This is a genomic window from Pannonibacter indicus (assembly GCF_001418225.1).
GTDB classification, from domain to species: domain Bacteria; phylum Pseudomonadota; class Alphaproteobacteria; order Rhizobiales; family Stappiaceae; genus Pannonibacter; species Pannonibacter indicus.
Window position 1 is genome coordinate 38,688 of sequence record NZ_LIPT01000007.1, and the last position, 17,713, is coordinate 56,400.

The 17,713-nt window shown below is 64.6% G+C and carries 16 protein-coding genes and 1 tRNA gene; 11 read left to right on the forward strand and 6 right to left on the reverse strand.

The window, feature by feature from the left end; translation table 11 throughout:
• The first annotated feature begins 127 nt into the window (after positions 1-127).
• On the forward strand, positions 128-595 hold the full coding sequence (gene nikR / locus ASC48_RS11605; protein ID WP_055455914.1) for a nickel-responsive transcriptional regulator NikR: 468 nt from the start codon (positions 128-130) through the stop codon (positions 593-595).
• A gap of 2 nt (positions 596-597) precedes the next feature.
• Here nikR and ASC48_RS11610 read toward each other — a convergent pair whose 3' ends face one another.
• On the reverse strand, positions 598-1,503 hold the full coding sequence (locus ASC48_RS11610; RefSeq protein ID WP_055455915.1) for a LysR family transcriptional regulator: 906 nt from the start codon (positions 1,501-1,503) through the stop codon (positions 598-600).
• A gap of 98 nt (positions 1,504-1,601) precedes the next feature.
• Here ASC48_RS11610 and ASC48_RS11615 point away from each other — a divergent pair, with 98 nt between their 5' ends.
• Together ASC48_RS11615 and ASC48_RS11620 are read left to right on the forward strand one after the other, a co-directional pair.
• On the forward strand, positions 1,602-3,218 hold the full coding sequence (locus ASC48_RS11615; RefSeq protein ID WP_244270049.1) for a proton-conducting transporter transmembrane domain-containing protein: 1,617 nt from the start codon (positions 1,602-1,604) through the stop codon (positions 3,216-3,218).
• A 45-nt stretch (positions 3,219-3,263) separates the two neighbouring features.
• On the forward strand, positions 3,264-5,699 hold the full coding sequence (locus ASC48_RS11620) for a YbcC family protein (RefSeq protein WP_082440099.1): 2,436 nt from the start codon (positions 3,264-3,266) through the stop codon (positions 5,697-5,699).
• A 105-nt stretch (positions 5,700-5,804) separates the two neighbouring features.
• On the opposite strand, the gene ASC48_RS11625 is transcribed toward ASC48_RS11620, so the two are convergent.
• From ASC48_RS11625 to msrB, 3 genes are all read right to left on the reverse strand, one after another.
• Positions 5,805-7,310 carry a protein adenylyltransferase SelO gene (locus tag ASC48_RS11625; protein ID WP_055455916.1) on the reverse strand — a complete coding sequence of 502 codons (1,506 nt, stop codon included), beginning with the start codon at positions 7,308-7,310 and terminating at the stop codon, positions 5,805-5,807.
• An 81-nt stretch (positions 7,311-7,391) separates the two neighbouring features.
• The gene (msrA, locus tag ASC48_RS11630) at positions 7,392-7,898 is read right to left on the reverse strand and encodes a peptide-methionine (S)-S-oxide reductase MsrA (RefSeq protein WP_055455917.1); all 507 of its coding nucleotides are present in this window, start codon (positions 7,896-7,898) and stop codon (positions 7,392-7,394) included.
• 2 nt (positions 7,899-7,900) lie between these two features.
• Positions 7,901-8,347: a peptide-methionine (R)-S-oxide reductase MsrB gene (gene msrB / locus ASC48_RS11635; RefSeq protein WP_055455918.1), complete on the reverse strand. Its 447-nt coding sequence runs from the start codon at positions 8,345-8,347 to the stop codon at positions 7,901-7,903.
• Between the two features lie 206 nt (positions 8,348-8,553).
• Here msrB and ASC48_RS11640 point away from each other — a divergent pair, with 206 nt between their 5' ends.
• The 4 genes from ASC48_RS11640 to modC all read left to right on the forward strand — a co-directional run bounded on the left by ASC48_RS11640 (position 8,554) and on the right by modC (position 11,711).
• Positions 8,554-8,970: a winged helix-turn-helix domain-containing protein gene (locus ASC48_RS11640; RefSeq protein WP_082440109.1), complete on the forward strand. Its 417-nt coding sequence runs from the start codon at positions 8,554-8,556 to the stop codon at positions 8,968-8,970.
• Positions 8,971-9,060: 90 nt separating this feature from the next.
• Complete coding sequence (modA, locus tag ASC48_RS11645; RefSeq protein WP_082440100.1) at positions 9,061-9,861, forward strand: molybdate ABC transporter substrate-binding protein; 801 nt, start codon at positions 9,061-9,063, stop codon at positions 9,859-9,861.
• Between the two features lie 36 nt (positions 9,862-9,897).
• Positions 9,898-10,596, forward strand: coding sequence for a molybdate ABC transporter permease subunit (modB, locus tag ASC48_RS11650; protein ID WP_055455919.1), 699 nt, complete (start codon positions 9,898-9,900; stop codon positions 10,594-10,596).
• Positions 10,593-11,711: a molybdenum ABC transporter ATP-binding protein gene (gene modC, locus ASC48_RS11655; RefSeq protein WP_055455920.1), complete on the forward strand. Its 1,119-nt coding sequence runs from the start codon at positions 10,593-10,595 to the stop codon at positions 11,709-11,711. Before modB ends, modC begins: the two co-directional genes overlap by 4 nt.
• 5 nt (positions 11,712-11,716) lie before the next feature.
• Here the strand turns inward: modC and ASC48_RS11660 are convergent, their stop codons facing one another.
• A complete protein-coding gene (locus ASC48_RS11660) occupies positions 11,717-12,502 on the reverse strand; it encodes a DeoR/GlpR family DNA-binding transcription regulator (RefSeq protein WP_055455921.1) in 786 nt (261 codons plus the stop codon).
• Between the two features lie 529 nt (positions 12,503-13,031).
• Between ASC48_RS11660 and ASC48_RS11665 the strand changes: the two genes are divergently transcribed.
• The 3 genes from ASC48_RS11665 (at position 13,032) to ASC48_RS11675 (ending at position 16,249) form a co-directional block, all read left to right on the forward strand.
• Positions 13,032-13,988 (forward strand): ABC transporter substrate-binding protein, encoded by a 957-nt coding sequence (locus tag ASC48_RS11665; protein WP_244270053.1) that lies wholly within the window; start codon positions 13,032-13,034, stop codon positions 13,986-13,988.
• A 186-nt stretch (positions 13,989-14,174) separates the two neighbouring features.
• Entirely contained in the window at positions 14,175-15,095 is a 921-nt protein-coding gene (gene ppk2, locus ASC48_RS11670) for a polyphosphate kinase 2 (RefSeq protein ID WP_055455923.1), read from the forward strand.
• A gap of 140 nt (positions 15,096-15,235) precedes the next feature.
• Positions 15,236-16,249, forward strand: coding sequence for a Gfo/Idh/MocA family protein (locus ASC48_RS11675; RefSeq protein WP_055455924.1), 1,014 nt, complete (start codon positions 15,236-15,238; stop codon positions 16,247-16,249).
• A gap of 213 nt (positions 16,250-16,462) precedes the next feature.
• On the opposite strand, the gene ASC48_RS11680 is transcribed toward ASC48_RS11675, so the two are convergent.
• A tRNA-Arg gene (locus tag ASC48_RS11680) sits at positions 16,463-16,539 on the reverse strand.
• A 403-nt stretch (positions 16,540-16,942) separates the two neighbouring features.
• Here ASC48_RS11680 and ASC48_RS11685 point away from each other — a divergent pair.
• A complete protein-coding gene (locus ASC48_RS11685) occupies positions 16,943-17,713 on the forward strand; it encodes a cupin domain-containing protein (RefSeq protein ID WP_141658931.1) in 771 nt (256 codons plus the stop codon).

Here is a 17,713-nt window from a genome sequence, read left to right on the forward strand (position 1 = left end):
TGATGAGTATGAATTTCGTTTCTTTTTTTCATACTGCATCTGGCCGCAAACCGGTGCAAGTCTGTTCCGTGAGCTGCCTTGCCTAAATTGGCGGCATGAATGATCGATAGGCGGAGGCGGAAATCCAATGCAGCGGATCACGATCAGTATCGAGGATGATCTTCTGGACGAGCTGGATGCCTTCATGGCGCGTTCGGGGGCCACGAACCGCTCCGAAGCCCTGCGTGATCTTCTGCGGCGCGGACTGGCGCGCAAGGCTGCAGGCGATGCGCAATGCGTCGGCGTGCTCAGCTATACGGTGGATCTGTCGATGCGCGACCTTGGCCGCCGGGTACCCCAGTCCCGGCACGAGCATCACCACATGGCCGTTGCCGCGCTGTCCGTGCCGCTGGACCACACGGTGGCGGTGGAAGTGGCGGTGATGCGCGGACCGGTGGAGACGGTGGAGAACTACGCCAATGGCCTCTTCACCGAGCGGGGGGTGCGCCATGGTGCTCTGTCGCTGGTGCCGGTCAGCGAGGAAGCAGAGGTGCATCAGCATGGCGATGGCGCCAGCCACAGCCACATCCACCTCAAGGTGCGCGACAGTTTCTGAAGTCAGTCTGCGTCATTCCCGGCGGCAAAGTCAGCTGGCCGCGCGGCGATGAGGTCGCGCAGCAGCGGATTGGGGAAGCGGCGCGACAGGGTGACTGCATAGAAGCTTTCTGTCAGTCCCTCAAGCCGGTCGATTTCCCGCAGGAGGCCACTGGCCAGTTCGTCCCGCACCACGATGGGCGGCATGATGGCAAGGCCAAGCCCCTCGCGGGCGAGAAGACGCATCATCGCCATGTCATCCACCTCGGCGGCGATCTGCGGGCGGACATCAAGCCTTGCGGCCAATGCATCAAAACTTGTCCGCACGCTGCTGTCCCGTGTCGGCAGGATCAGCGGCGAGCGGGAAAGATGTTCGCCAAGGCTCAGGCCCGCCGTTTCCGCATCTGCCTTGCCAATCAGGCTGACGGGCTGTTCGGCCAGCTTGTGGGCGACGAAGGGCAGGTCCGCCTTGTTCTCCGGCGGGCGGGTCAGCAGAACCACATCAAGGTTCAGCGTTTCCAGCTGATGCAGCAATTCCGCCGGCGAGCCGGAGCGCAGCACCACTTCCACATCCGCCCGCCCCAGTACGGGGCGCAGGAAGGCAATCTGGAAGTTGCGTGACAGTGTCGCCATGCCGCCCACCCGCAGTATCCGCCGGGTGGTGCCGGTGTGACGCAGGGTGGCGATCAGCTCCTCCCCAGCGGCAAAGATGGCATCGGCATGATCCAGCGCGATCCGCCCGGCCTCGGTCAGATGCAGCTGGCGGCCCCGCCGCTCGAACAGGGCATGGCCCAGCCGCTCCTCCAGCTGGCGGATCTGTACGGACAGGGCCGACTGCGACAGGTTCAGCCGTTCCGCCGTGCGGGTCAGATTGCCATCATTGGCCACGGCCCGGAAATACCGCAGGTGATGATAATTCAGGTCAGGCATAGTTCTATTTTATAGAATGAAAACACATAAACAATGTATTTTTATTGAGTTTTGCGGACTGATACCAGTTTCGGCATCCGAGTAACCCGGAGGTTCCGATGCCTGAAATGTCCGCCGCGCTTCTGCCTGCAGCACTTCTCTTTGCCGCGCCTCATGCCGTGATGGCCGTGGCAGCTGCTGCCAGTCTGCTGGCCCTTGCTGCCGCCGCCGCTGCCCTCAGGCCTGGCCGCCGTCCTCATCCGCTGCCGCGCCTGGCTGAGCTTTCCGGTCTTGCGGCCTTTCTTCTGGCGCTTGCGTCTCTGGCCGGTTTCCTGACGACGGGTCCGCAGCAGGTTATCGTGCAGACGGGGCATCCGCTGGCGGATCTTTTCATGCCGGGCCTGCGGCTGGATGCGGTGTCGGCCACCATGCTGGTGCTGGTCAGTTTCATCGGCTGGATCGTGCTGCGCTACTCGCGGACCTATCTCGACGGCGAAGCGCGGCAAGGGGCCTTCATGGGCTGGCTGTGCCTGACACTGGCGGCCGTGATCCTGCTCGTCTCTGCCGCGACGCTGGCGCAGATCTGGCTTGCCTGGGTGCTGGCCAGCCAGTCGCTGATGCAGCTGCTGCGGTTCTATCCGGAACGGCCGGGTGTCACCAAGGTGCTGGCCAAGAAGCGGCTGAGCGCCTGGACGGGTGATGTGGTGCTGCTGGCCGGTGTGCTCGCGCTGGGCTTCAGTTATGGCACAGGTGATATTGCGGCCATTCTGGCTGAGGCCCGGATGGGCGAAGGTGGCACGCTTGTGGTTGCGGCGGCTGCACTCATTGCTCTGGCCGCCTGCCTCAAGTCGGCGCAGTTCCCGCTGCACGGCTGGCTGACGGAAGTGATGGAGGCCCCGACCCCGGTGTCGGCCCTGCTGCATGCAGGCGTCATCAATGCGGGCGGTTTCCTGCTGGTGCGCTTTGCCGATGTGATGCTGCTCAGCCCCGGTGTGCTGGCACTGATGGTGGTGATCGGTGGCTTCACGGCGCTCTTCGGTGCGCTGGTGATGCTGACCCAGCCTCTGGTGAAGACGGCGCTCGCCTGGTCCACCGTGGCTCAGATGGGCTTCATGGTCCTGCAGTGCGGTTTCGGCCTGTTCCATCTGGCGCTGCTGCACATTGTGGCTCATTCGCTCTACAAGGCCCACGCCTTCCTCTCCTCGGGCACGGCGGTGGAAGCGGTGACCGCAGCCTCCCGGCCGGGGCCGGTGGCGGTGCCGGAAGCCAAAGCCGTGGCGCGGGCCTTTGCGCTGGCGGTGGGTGTCTATGCGCTCGCTGCTGCGGCCTTCGGCTGGGCGGACAAGCCGCCGCAGGCGCTGGCGCTCGGTGTCATCCTCATCTTCGGCGTCGCCTATCTGATGGCGCAGGGGTTGGCCGGGGCCGCGCCGCGCGGTCTGATGCTGCGCACGATTGCCGCCTCGCTGGCAACCGCAGCTGCCTACTTCGCCTTCCATGGTGCAGCCGCAGCCATCTACGGCGGCACGCTGCCGCCGGTGCCGGAGCCCGGCCCGCTGGAAACGGCTCTGCTGCTGCTGTCACTGGCAACCTTCGGTGTGATCGCGGTGACGCAGGCGATGTTCCCGCTCTGGGCGGCACATCCGGCTGCAGCTGGCCTCAGGGTGCATCTCGCCAATGGGCTCTACGTCAATGCGCTGCTGGACCGCTGGCTGGCACGGCCCGCCCTGCGCTCCTGACCTGCCGGCCTCTTCCTGTCTTTTTCTCCGAACGGGAGACCTGAAATGACCCTGCACATGCACCCGGCTGAAGCCGCCTCTCTTGGTGATACGCTTCCCGCCCTGCCGCTCGCCACTGTGATGGAGGCGGCGCTCGCCGCCCAGCGGCAGATCCCGCCCGCCTTCCCGCTGGCGGCAACCGTCGCCGTCAATCCCTTTCTCGGCCAGACGGGCATGACCCTTGCCCGGACGGCTGCAAAGCTGGCCCGGCTGGCCGGTGTTCGCATCACGCCGCCCCGCTGCGTCTTTGCCGCGAAGCTGGCAGAGGGGGACCTGACCCGGGAAGACATCGCACAGGCTCTTGCGGCAAGTCCGGAGCCGCTGGCTCTTGATGCCGGGGCGGTCATCGCCCGGCTGAATGCCGAGCCGTCCGCACCCCAGGCTCTGCCCACCGTCGCGGCACTTGCCACGGAGCTTGGGGACTGGGATTTCGAGGCGCTGGTGACCGACCGGATGGGCGCATTCTGCGCCGCGCTGTTTGATGAGGGCCAGGCACTCTGGCCGCTGGCGAAGAGCCGTTCCGTCTATGCCGGCTGGCAGATGAACGGCTCGCATGACCTGACGCCCGAAATCATGGGGCTGACCGGCTTTGGCGCCTTCGTGGCCGCCGCACCGGATACGGCGCAGGGCGCACTCCTGCGGGCCGTGACGACGCTGGGGCTGACGGTTGAGGCGCTGGAAAGCTATTTCCATCAGCTGCTGCTTGGCCTTGGCGGCTGGGCTCAGGCAGCCCGCTACCGGCTGTGGGAGGCAGAGCTTTCCGGCGGCACGGATGCAACGCTTCTCGACCTCTTGGCCATCCGGCTCGTGTGGGAAGAGGCACTGTTCCTGCATCTGGCCGGACAGGGCACCAAGGGAGAAGCTGCTTTGCTGAAGTGGCGGCAGACGGCCGCTGCCCATGCCCAGCCTGCCGTGCCCACCGAAGACATGATCATCGATGCTGTGCTGCAGGAAGCGTCTGAGCGGGCCGCGCAGCGCAAGCTTTCTGACAAGTTGGCCGCCCGCAAAACGTCCCTTGCCGCTTGCGCCGTGCAACGGCCCGCCGTGCAGGCGGCCTTCTGCATCGACGTGCGTTCGGAAGTGTTCCGGCGGGCGCTGGAGTCGCTTGACCCTGCCATCCGGACCCTTGGCTTTGCCGGTTTCTTCGGCATCGGTACCAGCCACCGGGGCTTTGCCTCAAGCCGGGCGGAAAAGCGGCTGCCCGTGCTGCTGCAGCCGGCCCGGTTCTCCTGCTCGACACCGGTTGGACAGGAAGATGCAGACAGGAACAGCCGGATTGCGGCGCGCGCAAAGCGGGCCTTTGGCCGGTTCCGGCAGGCGGCGGTGTCGTCCTTCGCCTTTGTCGAGGCAGCAGGCCCGCTTTATGCGGCCAAATTGGTCAAGGATGCGCTGTTGCCGGCAAAGGCTGCGGCTGACGCCACACCCGCTCCCCGGTTCGATCCGCCGCTGGCACCGGATCAGGCGGCCGCCACGGCGGCCACCGTGCTGCGGGCCATGTCGCTGACGCAGGGCTTTGCCCGGATCGTGCTGCTCACCGGCCATGGTTCGGATGTGCGCAACAACCTGCATTCCAGCGCCCTGCAATGCGGCGCCTGCGGCGGCCATTCCGGCGAGGTCAACGCCCGGCTTCTGGTATCTCTGCTGAATGATCCGGCAGTGCGGGCAGGGCTGACCGCTGAGGGCATCGCCGTTCCTGAGGACACCCTGTTCCTCGCCGGACTGCATGACACCGCCTCCGATGGCGTTACTCTCTATGAGGGCGATGTTGATACCTCAACCCATCTGCACGATCTGGCGCAGCTGAAGGACTGGCTGGCATCGGCTGGCGCTCTGGCGCGGGCGGAGCGGGCAGAGAAGCTGCCGGGGGCTGAACGGCAGCAGGCGATGGGCGCAAGGGCGCGGGACTGGTCGCAGACCCGGCCCGAATGGGGCCTTGCAGGCTGCGCCGCCTTCATCGCCGCTCCGCGCCAGCACAGCGCCGGGGCCGATCTCGGCGGCCGGGTGTTTCTGCACGACTATGTGGCGGCCAAGGATGAAGGCTTCCGCGTGCTGGAGTTGATCCTCACCGCGCCGGTCGTCGTCGCCAGCTGGATCAGCCTGCAATATTACGGCTCGGCCGTGGTGCCGCAGCTTTTCGGCGCGGGCAACAAGCTGCTGCACAATGCGGCCGGCGGCATGGGCGTGGTGGAGGGCAACGGCGGCCTGCTGCGCACCGGCCTCACCTGGCAGTCGGTGCATGACGGGGAAAAGCTGATGCACGAGCCGCTGCGGCTGACCGTGATGGTGGAGGCACCGGAGCACGCCGTGCTGGACATCCTCTCCCGCCATCCCGGCGTGCGGGCCCTGTTCGACCAGCGCTGGCTGCATCTGCTGCTGCTGGATGGCGAGGGCAAGCCGGTTAGCCGCTATACCGGCGGGCTGAGCTTTTCGCCGCTGGGGTGAGGGGAGATGTGAACCACAAGCTTCCCCCGTAGTCATCCCGGATCTCCGCTTTGCTGCGTCCGGATGACTACGGAGAGGTGAACGTTATTGCCTGCTGCCTTCCCATCACGTCCCGCAGAACGTGCGGTAGGAGCCGAAGCTGGAGGGGGCGGGTTCGGCGTAGGCTTCAAGGCCCGGGCGCTCGGTGAAGGGCTGGGAGATAACATCCACCAGCCTGTCGAAGGGCTCAAGGTCGCCCGCTGTGGCGGCGGCGAGGGCCTCCTCCACCTTGTGATTGCGCGGAATGTAAATGGGGTTCACCGCTTCCATCGCAGTCCGGCGCTGTGCGGGTGCCATGCCGTCGCGGGCAAGGCGCGCCGTGTAGGCTTGCGTGAAGTCTGCGATACGTTCCGTGCCACCGAAGAACGGGGCGAGGGCGGCTTCGCCCTCATCCCCGAAGCGGCAGAGGGCGCGGAAGGTGCCGGTGAAATCCGCCGCGTGCTGACCCGGCGCACCCTGCGGCGTGCTCATGGCGGCAAGCAGCGACTTCACCAGGGCATCGTCGCCCTCTTCGCTGGAGGCAAGGCCAAGCTTCGCCCGGGCGCCATTGATCCAGGCGGCCTGGAAATGCTCCGCATAGCCGTTGACGCAGGCACCGGCCTTCTCGATGGCTGCGTCTTCATCATTGCCCATCAGCGGCAGCAGCGCTTCTGCCAGCCGGGCAAGGTTCCACTGGGCGATGGCCGGCTGGTTGCCATAGGCATAGCGGCCATGGGTGTCGATGGAGCTGAACACGGTCCTGAGGTCATAGCCTTCCATGAAGGCGCAAGGGCCGTAGTCGATGGTTTCGCCGGAAATGGTCATGTTGTCGGTGTTCATCACACCGTGGATGAAGCCAACGAGCATCCATTGCGCCACCAGAAAGGCCTGCCGCCGGACCACGCGGTCCAGCAGGCCAAGCGCAGCCTTGGGCGTCACCTTGCCATCCGGGGCAAGGTCGGGGTCATGGCGGGCAATGGTATAGGCGGCAAGCTTCGTCAGCCGGGCAATATCACCGCGTGCGGCAAAGAACTGGAACGTGCCCACCCGGATGTGGCTTGAAGCCACCCGCGCCAGCACGGCGCCGGGCAGAACGCTGTCGCGCAGCACCTGTGCCCCGGTCGCGACGGCCGCCAGCGCCCGCGTCGTCGGGATGCCGAGGGCATGCATGGCTTCGCCGATGACATATTCCCGCAGCACCGGCCCCACGGCAGCCTTGCCGTCCCCGCCGCGGGAAAAAGGCGTCTGGCCTGAGCCTTTCAGATGCAGGTCAAAGCGCCTGCCATCCGGGTCGAGGATTTCCCCCAGCAGCAGCGCCCGGCCATCGCCCAGCTGAGGCGAGAAGCCGCCGAACTGATGCCCGGCATAGGCCTGTGCCAATGGAGACGCTCCTTCCGGGGCCACGGAGCCGGAGAAGATCTGCGCCCCTTCGTCACCGGCCAGCCGCACCGCATCCAGCCCCATCGCTCTGGCCAGATCCCTGTTGAATTTCAGCATCCGGGGCGCAGGCGCAGGCGCGCCGTTCCAGGCCACATAGAGGCCTTCAAGCTCGCGGGCGTAGCTGTTGTCGAAACGGAAAAGCGGCTCGGTCATCGGTATTCCGGCAATGCGGCCCGGCGGGCGTGGAGAAACAGTCTGGAGCGGGGGCGCCGAAGCGGCGCCCGCCGCGGAAAATCAGTCCACCGCCGGGCGGCGGGGCAAGACCCAGTTGGGCCGGGGATAATGGCAAGTATATCCATTCGGATAACGTAAAAGATAGTCCTGATGTTCCGGCTCGGCTTCCCAAAAGTCACCGGCAGGTTCGATCTCCGTTACCACCTTACCCGGCCAGATGCCCGATGCATTGACATCTTTGACAGTGTCAATCGCCGTCTGCTTCTGCTCTTCACTCAGATAATAGATGGCCGAACGGTAGGACATGCCCACGTCATTGCCCTGCCGGTTGGGTGTGGTCGGGTCGTGGATCTGGAAAAAGAACTCCAGAATCCGCCGGTAGCTGATCTGCTTCGGATCGAAAACGATCTCGATGCCTTCCGCATGGGTGCCGTGATTGCGGTAGGTGGCGTTGGGCACATCACCGCCCGTGTAGCCGACACGGGTGGAGATGACGCCCGGGAGCTTGCGGATCAGATCCTGCATGCCCCAGAAGCAGCCGCCGGCGAGAATGGCTGTCTCTGTCATCGTCAGATCTCCTTCACCTGGTCGAGATAGGCGCCATAGCCCTCCCGCTCCATGTCATCCCTGTGCACGAAGCGCAGGGAGGCCGAGTTGATGCAATAGCGCAGGCCGCCCCGGTCACGCGGGCCATCGGGGAACACGTGCCCCAGATGGCTGTCGCCATGGGCGGAGCGGACCTCGGTGCGGATCATGCCGTGCGATGTGTCAAGCAACTCCGCCACGTTGGCCGGTTCGATCGGCTTGGTGAAGCTCGGCCAGCCGCAGCCGGATTCATACTTGTCCGAGGAGGCAAACAGCGGCTCGCCGGAGACGATGTCCACGTAGATGCCCGGCTCCTTGTTGTAGAGATATTCGCCCGTGCCCGGCCGCTCGGTGCCGTTCTGCTGAGTCACGCGGTATTGCTCGGGCGTCAGCTTCGAAATGGCATCTGCCGACTTCTCGTATCGTGTCATGAATGAACTCCTGAATGTCAGGCGGGAAAGGGGGGTGCCTTCGCAAGGCCTCGGATGCAATATGGAGCGTCCTCCCCCTCTTGCCCAGTCCGTGGCCTGCCGTGCACCGGAATGTGAGGGGGCAGCCAGCCTGCCCGGTGGGGCTGCTGCGGGAGAAGCGCAGCTTTCCGCTTGCCAAAGCGGCGGGCGGTTTGCAGGGTGGCGGGATGATGCAAGATGATCCTTCCGCCACCGTTTCCGATACCTCCCTGGCTCCAGCGGGCGAACCCTGGCCGCGCCTCAGGTTGCGGCTTGTCTTCGGTAATGACGCGATGCTGGGGCCGGGCAAGGCCGAACTTCTGGAATTGATCCGTGAGGAAGGCTCCATTGCAGGGGCCGGCCGGCGCATGGGCATGAGCTACAAGCGCGCCTGGCAGCTGGTAGAGCATCTCAATGCGGCCTTCCGCGAGCCGCTGGTGGACAGTGCGCGCGGCGGGGCAAAGGGCGGCGGCGCGCGGCTGACGGAGGCCGGCGAGCTGGTTCTGGCGAATTATCACCGGCTGGTGGACCGGCTCGCACAGGAAGGCGCGCCAGAGATCGACGCCATCTGCGCCCTGCTGAGGGATATTCCCGGTGAGAAATAACGCTTGCCTCTCTGGGTAGGCTTTGCGATATTTCCTTTCGAATATAACGAGGCAGCTGATGGTTGCCTTTTGCCTCTCAGGGAGAGACGCATGACCATCCATCTTTGCCGCAGCACGGCGGGGCGCCTGCGCGGTGCCGCACTCGCGGTGGCTGCGGTTGCGGCCCTGTGCCTGTCCAGCCTTGCCGCACAGGCACAGGAGGTGACGGTGTTTGCGGCGGCAGCGCTTCAGACGGCGCTGCAGCGGATTGTGGCGGACTATCAGGCCAGTGGAGGCGGGGCTGTTGTGGTGTCCTATGCCGGCAGTGCGGCACTCGCCCGGCAGATCGAGCAGGGAGCGCCGGCAGATATCTTCATCTCGGCCAGCACGGACTGGATGGACAAGCTGGACGAGGCTGGTCTGATCAGGTCCGGGACCCGGGTTAATCTTCTGGGCAATACGCTGGTGCTTGTCGCCCATGGCGGTGATGCGCCAAAGGTGGAAATCACTTCCGAGCTGGACCTCTCCGGCATGATCGGCGATGGCAAGCTGGCCATGGGGCTGGTGGACAGCGTTCCGGCGGGTGTCTATGGCAAGGAGGCGCTCTCCTCGCTGGGACTTTGGGAATCTGTTGCGCCCAAGGTGGCGCAGGCGGACAATGTGCGCGTGGCGCTGGCTCTCGTTTCCGTTGGCGGCGCTTCTTACGGCATTGTCTATGGCAGCGATGCGGCGGCGGACGGCAAGGTAAGCATTGTTGGCACCTTCCCGGCGCAAAGCCATGCTCCTATTGTATTTCCCGCAGCGCTCACTGCTTCGGCACGGGATGGGGCGGAAGCGTTTCTGGATTATCTCAAGGGTGAAAAGGCCGCTGCCGTGTTCCAGGCGGAAGGCTTTACGGTTCTGAAGCAGTGATGGGCCTGAAGCATCGGCAGGTTTGGCGGGGTGGCAATGACGGAATGGCTCAGTCCTGAAGAGTGGCGCGCCGTGGCGCTCTCCCTCAAGGTTGCCTTCTGGGCCACGCTGATCAGCCTGCCTTTGGGTCTTGCCACCGCCTTTGCGCTGGCGCGGGGGCGGTTTTACGGGCGGCAGTTGCTCAATGGCCTCGTGCATCTGCCGTTGATCATGCCGCCGGTCGTCACCGGTTATCTGCTGCTCATCACCTTTGGCCGCAGGGCCCCGGTGGGAAGCCTTCTGGAGGAAACCTTCGGCATCGTCTTCGCCTTCCGCTGGACCGGTGCGGCGCTCGCGGCAGCCGTCATGGCCTTTCCGTTGATGGTGCGGGCCATGCGGCTCTCCATCGAGGCGGTGGATGTGAAGCTGGAGGAAGCGGCCTCGACGCTGGGGGCCTCGCGCCTCTGGGTGTTCCTCACCGTTACCCTGCCGCTGATCCTGCCGGGCATCATCGCCGGGGCGATCCTCGCCTTTGCCAAGGCGATGGGCGAGTTTGGTGCCACCATTACCTTTGTCTCCAACATTCCCGGCCAGACGCAGACGCTGCCCTCCGCCATCTATGCCTTTTTGCAGGTGCCGGGCGGCGAGCCGGCCGCTTTCCGGCTGGTACTGATTGCGATTGCCATTGCCATGGCGGCGCTGCTTCTGTCCGAATTCGTCTCCGCACGGGTCGCCCGCAGGATTTCCGGCCGATGACGCTTGATGTTTCCATCCGTCATGCCTTTCCGGGCTTTTCGCTGGACGCGGCCTTCACCGGCAGCGCCGGGGTGACGGCGCTTTTTGGCCGTTCCGGCTCGGGAAAGACGACGCTTGTGCAGGCTGTGGCTGGTTTGCTGTGCCCGGATGCGGGCCATGTGCGGCTGAATGGCGAGGTTCTGTGGGACAGTGCTTCGGGCATCTTCATCCCGCCGCACCGGCGCCGTATCGGCTATGTGTTTCAGGAAGGCCGCCTGTTTCCACATCTCACCGTCCGGCAGAACCTGCTCTATGGCCATGCCTTCAACGGGGGCGGCAGGCCGGTGGATCTGGAGCGGATCGTTGATCTGCTTGGGCTCGCACCACTGCTCGCCCGCCGTCCGGCGGCGCTTTCGGGCGGTGAAAAGCAGCGGGTGGCGATTGGCCGGGCGCTGCTCTCCCGTCCGCGTCTCCTGCTGATGGACGAGCCGCTGGCCGCTCTGGACGAGGCACGCAAGGCCGAGATCCTGCCCTATCTGGAGCGGCTGACCCGGACCAGCGATGTGCCGGTGCTTTATGTCAGTCATTCGCTGGCGGAAGTCACCCGCCTTGCCTCCCATGTGGTGCTGCTGGAGGCAGGCCGTGTGCGCCACGCCGGGGCGCCCGGCGCAGTTCTGGCCGATCCGCAGTCCCTCGCCGCCCTCGGGCCTTCCGGCGCTGGCGCTTTGCTGGAAGGAACCGTCCGCGCCCATACGGACGATGGCCTGACGGAGGTTAGCCTGCCTGACGGAGGCGGGGCGGATCACCGCCTGTTGCTGCCGCGCCTCTCTGCCCATCCGGGTAAGCCTGTGCGGCTGCGCATTGAGGCGGAGGATATCCTCATCTCCCGCCACGTGCCGCAGGGCCTGTCGGCTCTCAACGTGCTGCCGGCCAAGGTGACTGGTCTGACACCGGCCCAGACCGGCAGCCTGCTGGTGAAACTGGTCTGCGGCCCGCATCTGTTCCTCGCCCGGATCACCGCCCGCTCCGCTACCAGCCTGCAACTGGCGCCGGATGTGCCCTGCTTCATGGTGCTGAAATCTGTCGCGGTGATTGCGGGCGGACAGATGGGCAGGCTTGCGGATGACGGCCGGTAGGCCGGTCAGTCTTCTTCCGGCGGGCAGATGACCAGCTGTGTTCCCGAGGCTTCCAGCACGGGAACCAGCGCTTCCGGGATGGGGCCATCGCAGACCACATGGCTGAGGTGGCTGAGGTGCCCGCCGCGCACATGGGCAACGCGGCCGAATTTGCTCTGGTCCAGCACCAGCAGGGAATTGCGGCAGTTGGCAAGGATCGCCTGCCGTGCCGCCACTTCCTCTTCGGTGAAGTCCAGCAGCGTGCCGTCTTCATCCACGCCGCCGACACCGAAGATGCCGTAGTCCACCTTGTAGCTGGCGAAGAAGTCCTGCGTCACCGTGCCCAGCACGTCCCTGTCGCCCGAACGCAGGCGCCCACCGGCGATGGTGACATGAAAGCCGGGGTTCTCCGAGGCTGTCACCGCAACATAGAGATTGTTGGTGAAGATGCGCAAGCCTTCGTGGCGCACCAGTTCCTGCATGACGAGTTCCGGCGTGGTGCCGATGGAGAAGGCAAGCGATGCCCCGTCAGGGATCATGCTGGCGACCCTGCGGGCGATGCGGCGCTTCTGCGGCAGGTTCATGATGCGGCGGGTGCTGTAATGCACGTTGCCGCCTGGCACCGGAGGTTCCACCCCGCCGTGGGTGCGCCGCAGGATGCCCATTTCGCACAGCCGGTTCACATCGCGCCGGATGGTCTGGGTCGTCACGTCAAAGCGTTCGGCAAGGCTTTCCACCGACATGAAGCCATGGCTCTGTACCAGATCGGCAATCTCCGATTGCCTGTTGCTTAAGTCCTGCTGACCGAGCATATTCGCACCACTACTCTGGTTGCCGCCCGCTCTTCCGGGGTCAGGCCTCAAGCCATTGCCGTCTTTCGGCTGACTATGCACCGGGCGGTTCCTCTCCCATAGTCCGCTCATATGAACCGCTAGCGACGTTCATATGAACATAAGATGACAGCTGCCTGCCTGCAATCCATCCAATTGCGGAGGCGGAAACCCTTTGACCCGGCCCCGAAAGCCGCGCACTCTTGACCTTGCGTCTGGTTACAAAATAGCCGCCGCTGCGTAAATAATCACCTTGACCTTAGGGCCGCAGGTTCCCTAGGCTTTTTTGACCAAATGGTCAGGTGACGACAAGAAGATGGCCCGGCAAACGGGCCCGGAGGGGGGAGGCGAAGGATATGGGGAGACCCGCCACCGGAAACCGGCTGGCAGTCTTCACGCCGCCACGCCTGCTCCCGCATGACACTTCCAGAGACCGGGGCCTCAGCTCCGGGGATGCAAGAGGAGAAGGGGAATGGCGTATTTCGCAGTAAAGGCCCTCGCCGCCGCCACCATGCTGGCAGGAGCCCTCACCACGGGCCCGGCCCATGCGGCGGATCAGCTGACGCTGCAGCTCAAGTGGGTGACGCAGGGGCAGTTCGCGGGCTACTACGTGGCCAAGGACAAGGGTTTCTACGAGGCTGAAGGCCTTGATGTCACCATCAAGCCGGGCGGCCCGGACATTGCCCCGCCGCAGGTGATCGCCGGTGGCGGTGCCGACGTCATCATCGACTGGATGCCGTCCGCCCTCGCCTCCCGCGAGAAGGGCGTGCCGCTCGTCAATATCGCCCAGCCGTTCAAGAAGTCCGGCATGATGCTGACCTGCCGCAAGGAAACCGGCATCACCTCTCCGGAGGATTTCAAGGGCCGTACGCTGGGCGTCTGGTTCTTCGGCAACGAATATCCGTTCCTGTCGTGGATGAGCCAGCTGAACATACCCACGGCAGGCGGGGCCGATGGCGTCACTGTGCTGAAGCAGGGCTTCAACGTGGATCCGCTGCTGCAGAAGCAGGCCGACTGCATCTCCACCATGACCTACAATGAATACTGGCAGGTGATCGATGCCGGCATTCCGGCAGATGATCTGGTGGTCTTCAAATATGAGGATCAGGGCGTCGCCACGCTGGAAGACGGGCTCTATGTGCTGGAAGCCAGCCTGAACGATCCGGCCATGGTGGACAAATACGCCCGCTTCGTGCGCGCTTCCATGAAGGGCTGGGCCTATGCGGCCGAGAATCCGGATGAAGCCGCCGAGATCGTGCTGGAAAACGATGCGACCGGTGCCCAGACCGAAAAGCACCAGAAGCGCATGGTCGGCGAAGTGGTGAAGCTGGTGGATGGATCCGACGGCAAGCTCGACATGGAGGCTTACGAGCGCACCGTGAAGTCGCTGCTCTCCGGCGGCTCCGACCCTGTGATCACCAAGGAGCCTTCCGGCGCCACCACCACGGTCGTGACCGACAAGCTCTGATCCGGCAACCGTTTCACAAAGACAGAACGGGCGGCGCTTTGCCGCCCGTTTTCGTTCCCGGTTCCCTTCCCGGCTGGCGCGAAAATCCCCACATCAGGCCGGGACCTTCGGCAATCTGTCGCAATCGGCGTGTAGTTTGCCGGCATCAAGGGCGGCGCAGCCGCCGGATCTGGAGACGGGACGGTCATGGACGACAATCGGGATATCAGCTGGGCGCAGGCGGAGTGGCTGGACAGCCTGGACGAAGAGCTGGAAATGGAGATCGACGACCAGCTCATGTCGCCGGAACTGGCCCGTGAACTCGCCTTCATCTCCGATCTGAAGCACAAGTCAACGGTGGAGCGGCAGGTTTATTTCCACGAGCTGCTGCGCCTTCAGGCCGAGCTGGTGAAGATGCAGGACTGGGTGCAGCACACCGGCTACAAACTGGTCGTCATTTTCGAGGGCCGTGATGCGGCCGGCAAGGGCGGCGTGATCAAGCGCATCACCCAGCGGCTGAACCCGCGCGTCGCCCGTGTCGTGGCGCTGCCTGCCCCGACCGAACGCGAAAAGAGCCAGTGGTATTTCCAGCGCTATGTGCCGCACCTGCCGGCTGCCGGCGAAATGGTGATGTTCGACCGCTCCTGGTACAACCGCTCCGGCGTCGAGCGCGTCATGGGCTTTGCCAGCCATGATCAGGTGGAGGAGTTCTACCACGACGTGCCCGAGTTCGAGCGTATGCTGGTGCGCTCCGGCATCAAGCTGGTGAAATACTGGTTTTCCATCACCGATCAGGAACAGCAGCTGCGCTTCCTCATGCGCATCCATGATCCGCTGAAGCAGTGGAAGCTGTCGCCCATGGACCTGCAGTCGCGGGTGCGGTGGGAGGCCTACACCAAGGCCAAGGAAGAGACCTTCGCCCGCACCAACATTCCCGAGGCGCCCTGGTTCATCGTCGAAGGCAATGACAAGAAGGCGGCGCGGCTCAACTGCATCTCGCACCTTCTGTCCATGGTGCCTTACGAGGAGATCCCGCATGATCCGGTGACGCTGCCGGACCGCGTGTTCAACCCGGATTACGAGCGCATGACGCTGCCGGAAGAGCTTTACGTGCCCAAGCGTTACTGAGAGTGTGACGCAGTCTGGGCAGGTTTTTCAGCTCATGACTCTGGCCTTCTGCGGCAAAGCCTGACAATCTGCGGCTCCCGTCTTTCCGTTCCTCCGACCTGCCGGAGGAACGGCTTTCCATACGTTGAGGAGCGTAACTCATGTCTCTGGTTTCACGGCCCATCCGCTGGGGTGTCCTGTCCACTGCCAAGATTGCCCGTGAAAAGGTGATCCCCGGCATCCGCGCTTCGCGCACCGGCTCGCTGGTCGCCATTGCCTCGCGCGATGCGGCCAAGGCGCAGGAGACTGCAGACCAGCTCGGCATTCAGGTGGCGCATGGCAGCTATGAGGCGCTGCTGGCGGACCCGAACATCGACGCCATCTACAATCCGCTGCCGAACCATCTGCATGTGCCGCTGACCCTTGCGGCCGCCCGGGCGGGCAAGCACGTCCTGTGCGAAAAGCCGATGGCGCTCAATGCCGAAGAGGCGCGCCAGCTGCTCACCCTGCCGAAGTCCGGCCCGCTGGTGGCCGAAGGCTTCATGGTGCGCTGGCATCCGCAGTGGCTGAGGGCGCGAGAAATCGTCCGCTCGGGCGAGCTGGGCGAGCTGCGGGCCATCCAGTCCTTCTTCAGTTATTTCAACGCCGACCCTGCCAACATCCGCAACCGGGCGGACATCGGCGGCGGTGCGCTGCTGGATATCGGCTGCTATCCGATGGTGGCCGGCCGCTTTTTCTTCGAGGCAGAGCCCGTCCGCGTCATGTCGATGATCGACCGGGACCCGGCCTTCGGCACGGACCGTCTTTCCAGCGGCATTCTGGATTTTGGCGGTGGCCGCCGTCTTGATTTCACCGTCGCCACCCAGCTTGCGCCCTATCAGCGCCTGCAGCTCGTGGGCACGAAGAAGCGGCTGGAAATCACTATCCCCTACAACGCCCCGCAGGGCGGGTCCGTCCCGCTGCTGCTGGATGATGGCGCGCAGTTCGCCGATGCCGGTGCGCAGCGCATCGAGGTTGAGCCTGCCGATCAATACGCCGAACTCATCGACGCCTTCGGCCGCGCCGTCCTCGGCGAAGCCCCGTTCCCCTACGGCCCCGAAGACGCCATCCAGAACATGGTCATCCTCGATGCCCTGTTTGCATCGGACAAGGCGGGGGCCTGGGTGAGGGTGTGAGGTTGAACGGTCCGGGTGGGCATGAGGCCGCCTGCAAACCTGTAGCCCCTCCATCGTCATCCTCGGCCTTGTGCCGAGGATCTAAACAAATCAATGGTTTGCAGATGGCCGGGACAAGCCCGGCCATGACCGAAGAGAAGGAAGGATGTGTTGCCGGAGATTCCGCTGCACTGAGTGCAGAACGGCAATGGCGGTTTGACTGGGCTGAAAAAATGGTGATCCCGACAGGATTCGAACCTGTGACCCTCAGATTAGGAATCTGATGCTCTATCCTGCTGAGCTACGGGACCAGCCGGGAATGCGCATAGCATGATTTGCGGACGAGGGCGAGAGTGTGTGTGGCGGGAAATGTGTTGGCAGGGGGGTGTTGACAATCCATTGTCAGGGGCAGGGTGCCGCCGCGGTGGGTGTGAATTGCGGGTGAAGCCGCAATGCGCACAAATCTTGTGCCTTTTCCGCCATTTATGAGCCGCAATCATCCCCTATGCGGCAGGGGTGCCAGACCGGGATATTCCTCACCTGGCTGTGGCTTTCCGGGCCTGCAGGGCTTTGGGCGGTTCGGGGCAGGTGGTTTCCACGGGCGGAGGGTGGATGCAGGCAAGTTCTGTGATGCGCAGGGCAAGAGGCCTTTGGGGCAGGGCGGGAAGCGCTGCCTTTGTGTGCGGGCTCGGATTGGTCCTCCCGCTCTTTGCCATGTCCGCCGCGCGGGCGCAGGCCGCCGGCCTTCCCTCCGAACTGGCTTGCCATGGCAGTGCAGGCAGGGCCGAAGCCGTTCGCCTCGCCTCCATATCGGATGGCGGCGAACTGACCCTTGAGGATGGCCGCCGCATCGTGCTGGCGGGCGTCTGGCTGGCTCAGCCGGGCCGCGATGCCTTGCGGGACATGCTGGCGCCCGGCACCGGGCTGACAGTGCGCGACCTGGGGCCGGAAGACCGCTGGGGCCGCCGGTCCGCCCAGGTGGTGGCACCGGGCGGATGGCTGCAGGGGCGGCTTCTTTCCGATGGCTTTGCCTTCGTTCTGCCGCCCGTGAAGGCCCGTGGCAATGCGGCGCCGGCCATTTCCTCTGAGTGCCTGAGGGAACTCCAGCTTCGCGAAAGCGTTGCACGAAAGAAGCTTGGGGCAGACTGGGGCGAAGGGGTGCGGTTGCGCTCGGGTGATCTGGCCGGGCTTTCGGAGCGCACAGGGCTCTTCACGATAGTTGAAGGACCTGTTGTATCTCTTGGAAAAAGCGGCCAGACTCGCTATCTGAATTTCGGCCGTCACTGGTCTTCGGATTTCACAGTCACAATTGATGCCCGGCTGGATGCCGAACTGGCCGCCAAAGGGGTGCCGCCGGAGGCGCTTGAAGGGCGCTGGGTCCGGGTGAGGGGAATTTTGCAGGACAGGAACGGGCCTTTGCTGGAGGTGACCGATCCGGTCCAGATTGAAGCTTTTGCCAGGGATAGAGTGTCGGGCGGTGAATGA

Coding starts and splice junctions, on each gene's coding strand:
- ASC48_RS11620 (WP_082440099.1), top strand. CDS start 3,264: ATGACCCTGCACATGCACCCGGCTGAAGCCGCCTCTCTTGGTGATACG.
- ASC48_RS11615 (WP_244270049.1), top strand. CDS start 1,602: ATGCCTGAAATGTCCGCCGCGCTTCTGCCTGCAGCACTTCTCTTTGCC.
- msrA (WP_055455917.1), bottom strand. CDS start 7,898: ATGACAGAGACAGCCATTCTCGCCGGCGGCTGCTTCTGGGGCATGCAG.
- ASC48_RS11610 (WP_055455915.1), bottom strand. CDS start 1,503: ATGCCTGACCTGAATTATCATCACCTGCGGTATTTCCGGGCCGTGGCC.
- ASC48_RS11660 (WP_055455921.1), bottom strand. CDS start 12,502: ATGCTCGGTCAGCAGGACTTAAGCAACAGGCAATCGGAGATTGCCGAT.
- ASC48_RS11685 (WP_141658931.1), top strand. CDS start 16,943: ATGTCCGCCGCGCGGGCGCAGGCCGCCGGCCTTCCCTCCGAACTGGCT.
- modB (WP_055455919.1), top strand. CDS start 9,898: ATGACGGAATGGCTCAGTCCTGAAGAGTGGCGCGCCGTGGCGCTCTCC.
- ASC48_RS11640 (WP_082440109.1), top strand. CDS start 8,554: ATGATGCAAGATGATCCTTCCGCCACCGTTTCCGATACCTCCCTGGCT.
- ASC48_RS11625 (WP_055455916.1), bottom strand. CDS start 7,310: ATGACCGAGCCGCTTTTCCGTTTCGACAACAGCTACGCCCGCGAGCTT.
- modC (WP_055455920.1), top strand. CDS start 10,593: ATGACGCTTGATGTTTCCATCCGTCATGCCTTTCCGGGCTTTTCGCTG.
- msrB (WP_055455918.1), bottom strand. CDS start 8,347: ATGACACGATACGAGAAGTCGGCAGATGCCATTTCGAAGCTGACGCCC.
- ppk2 (WP_055455923.1), top strand. CDS start 14,175: ATGGACGACAATCGGGATATCAGCTGGGCGCAGGCGGAGTGGCTGGAC.
- modA (WP_082440100.1), top strand. CDS start 9,061: ATGACCATCCATCTTTGCCGCAGCACGGCGGGGCGCCTGCGCGGTGCC.
- ASC48_RS11675 (WP_055455924.1), top strand. CDS start 15,236: ATGTCTCTGGTTTCACGGCCCATCCGCTGGGGTGTCCTGTCCACTGCC.
- ASC48_RS11665 (WP_244270053.1), top strand. CDS start 13,032: ATGCTGGCAGGAGCCCTCACCACGGGCCCGGCCCATGCGGCGGATCAG.
- nikR (WP_055455914.1), top strand. CDS start 128: ATGCAGCGGATCACGATCAGTATCGAGGATGATCTTCTGGACGAGCTG.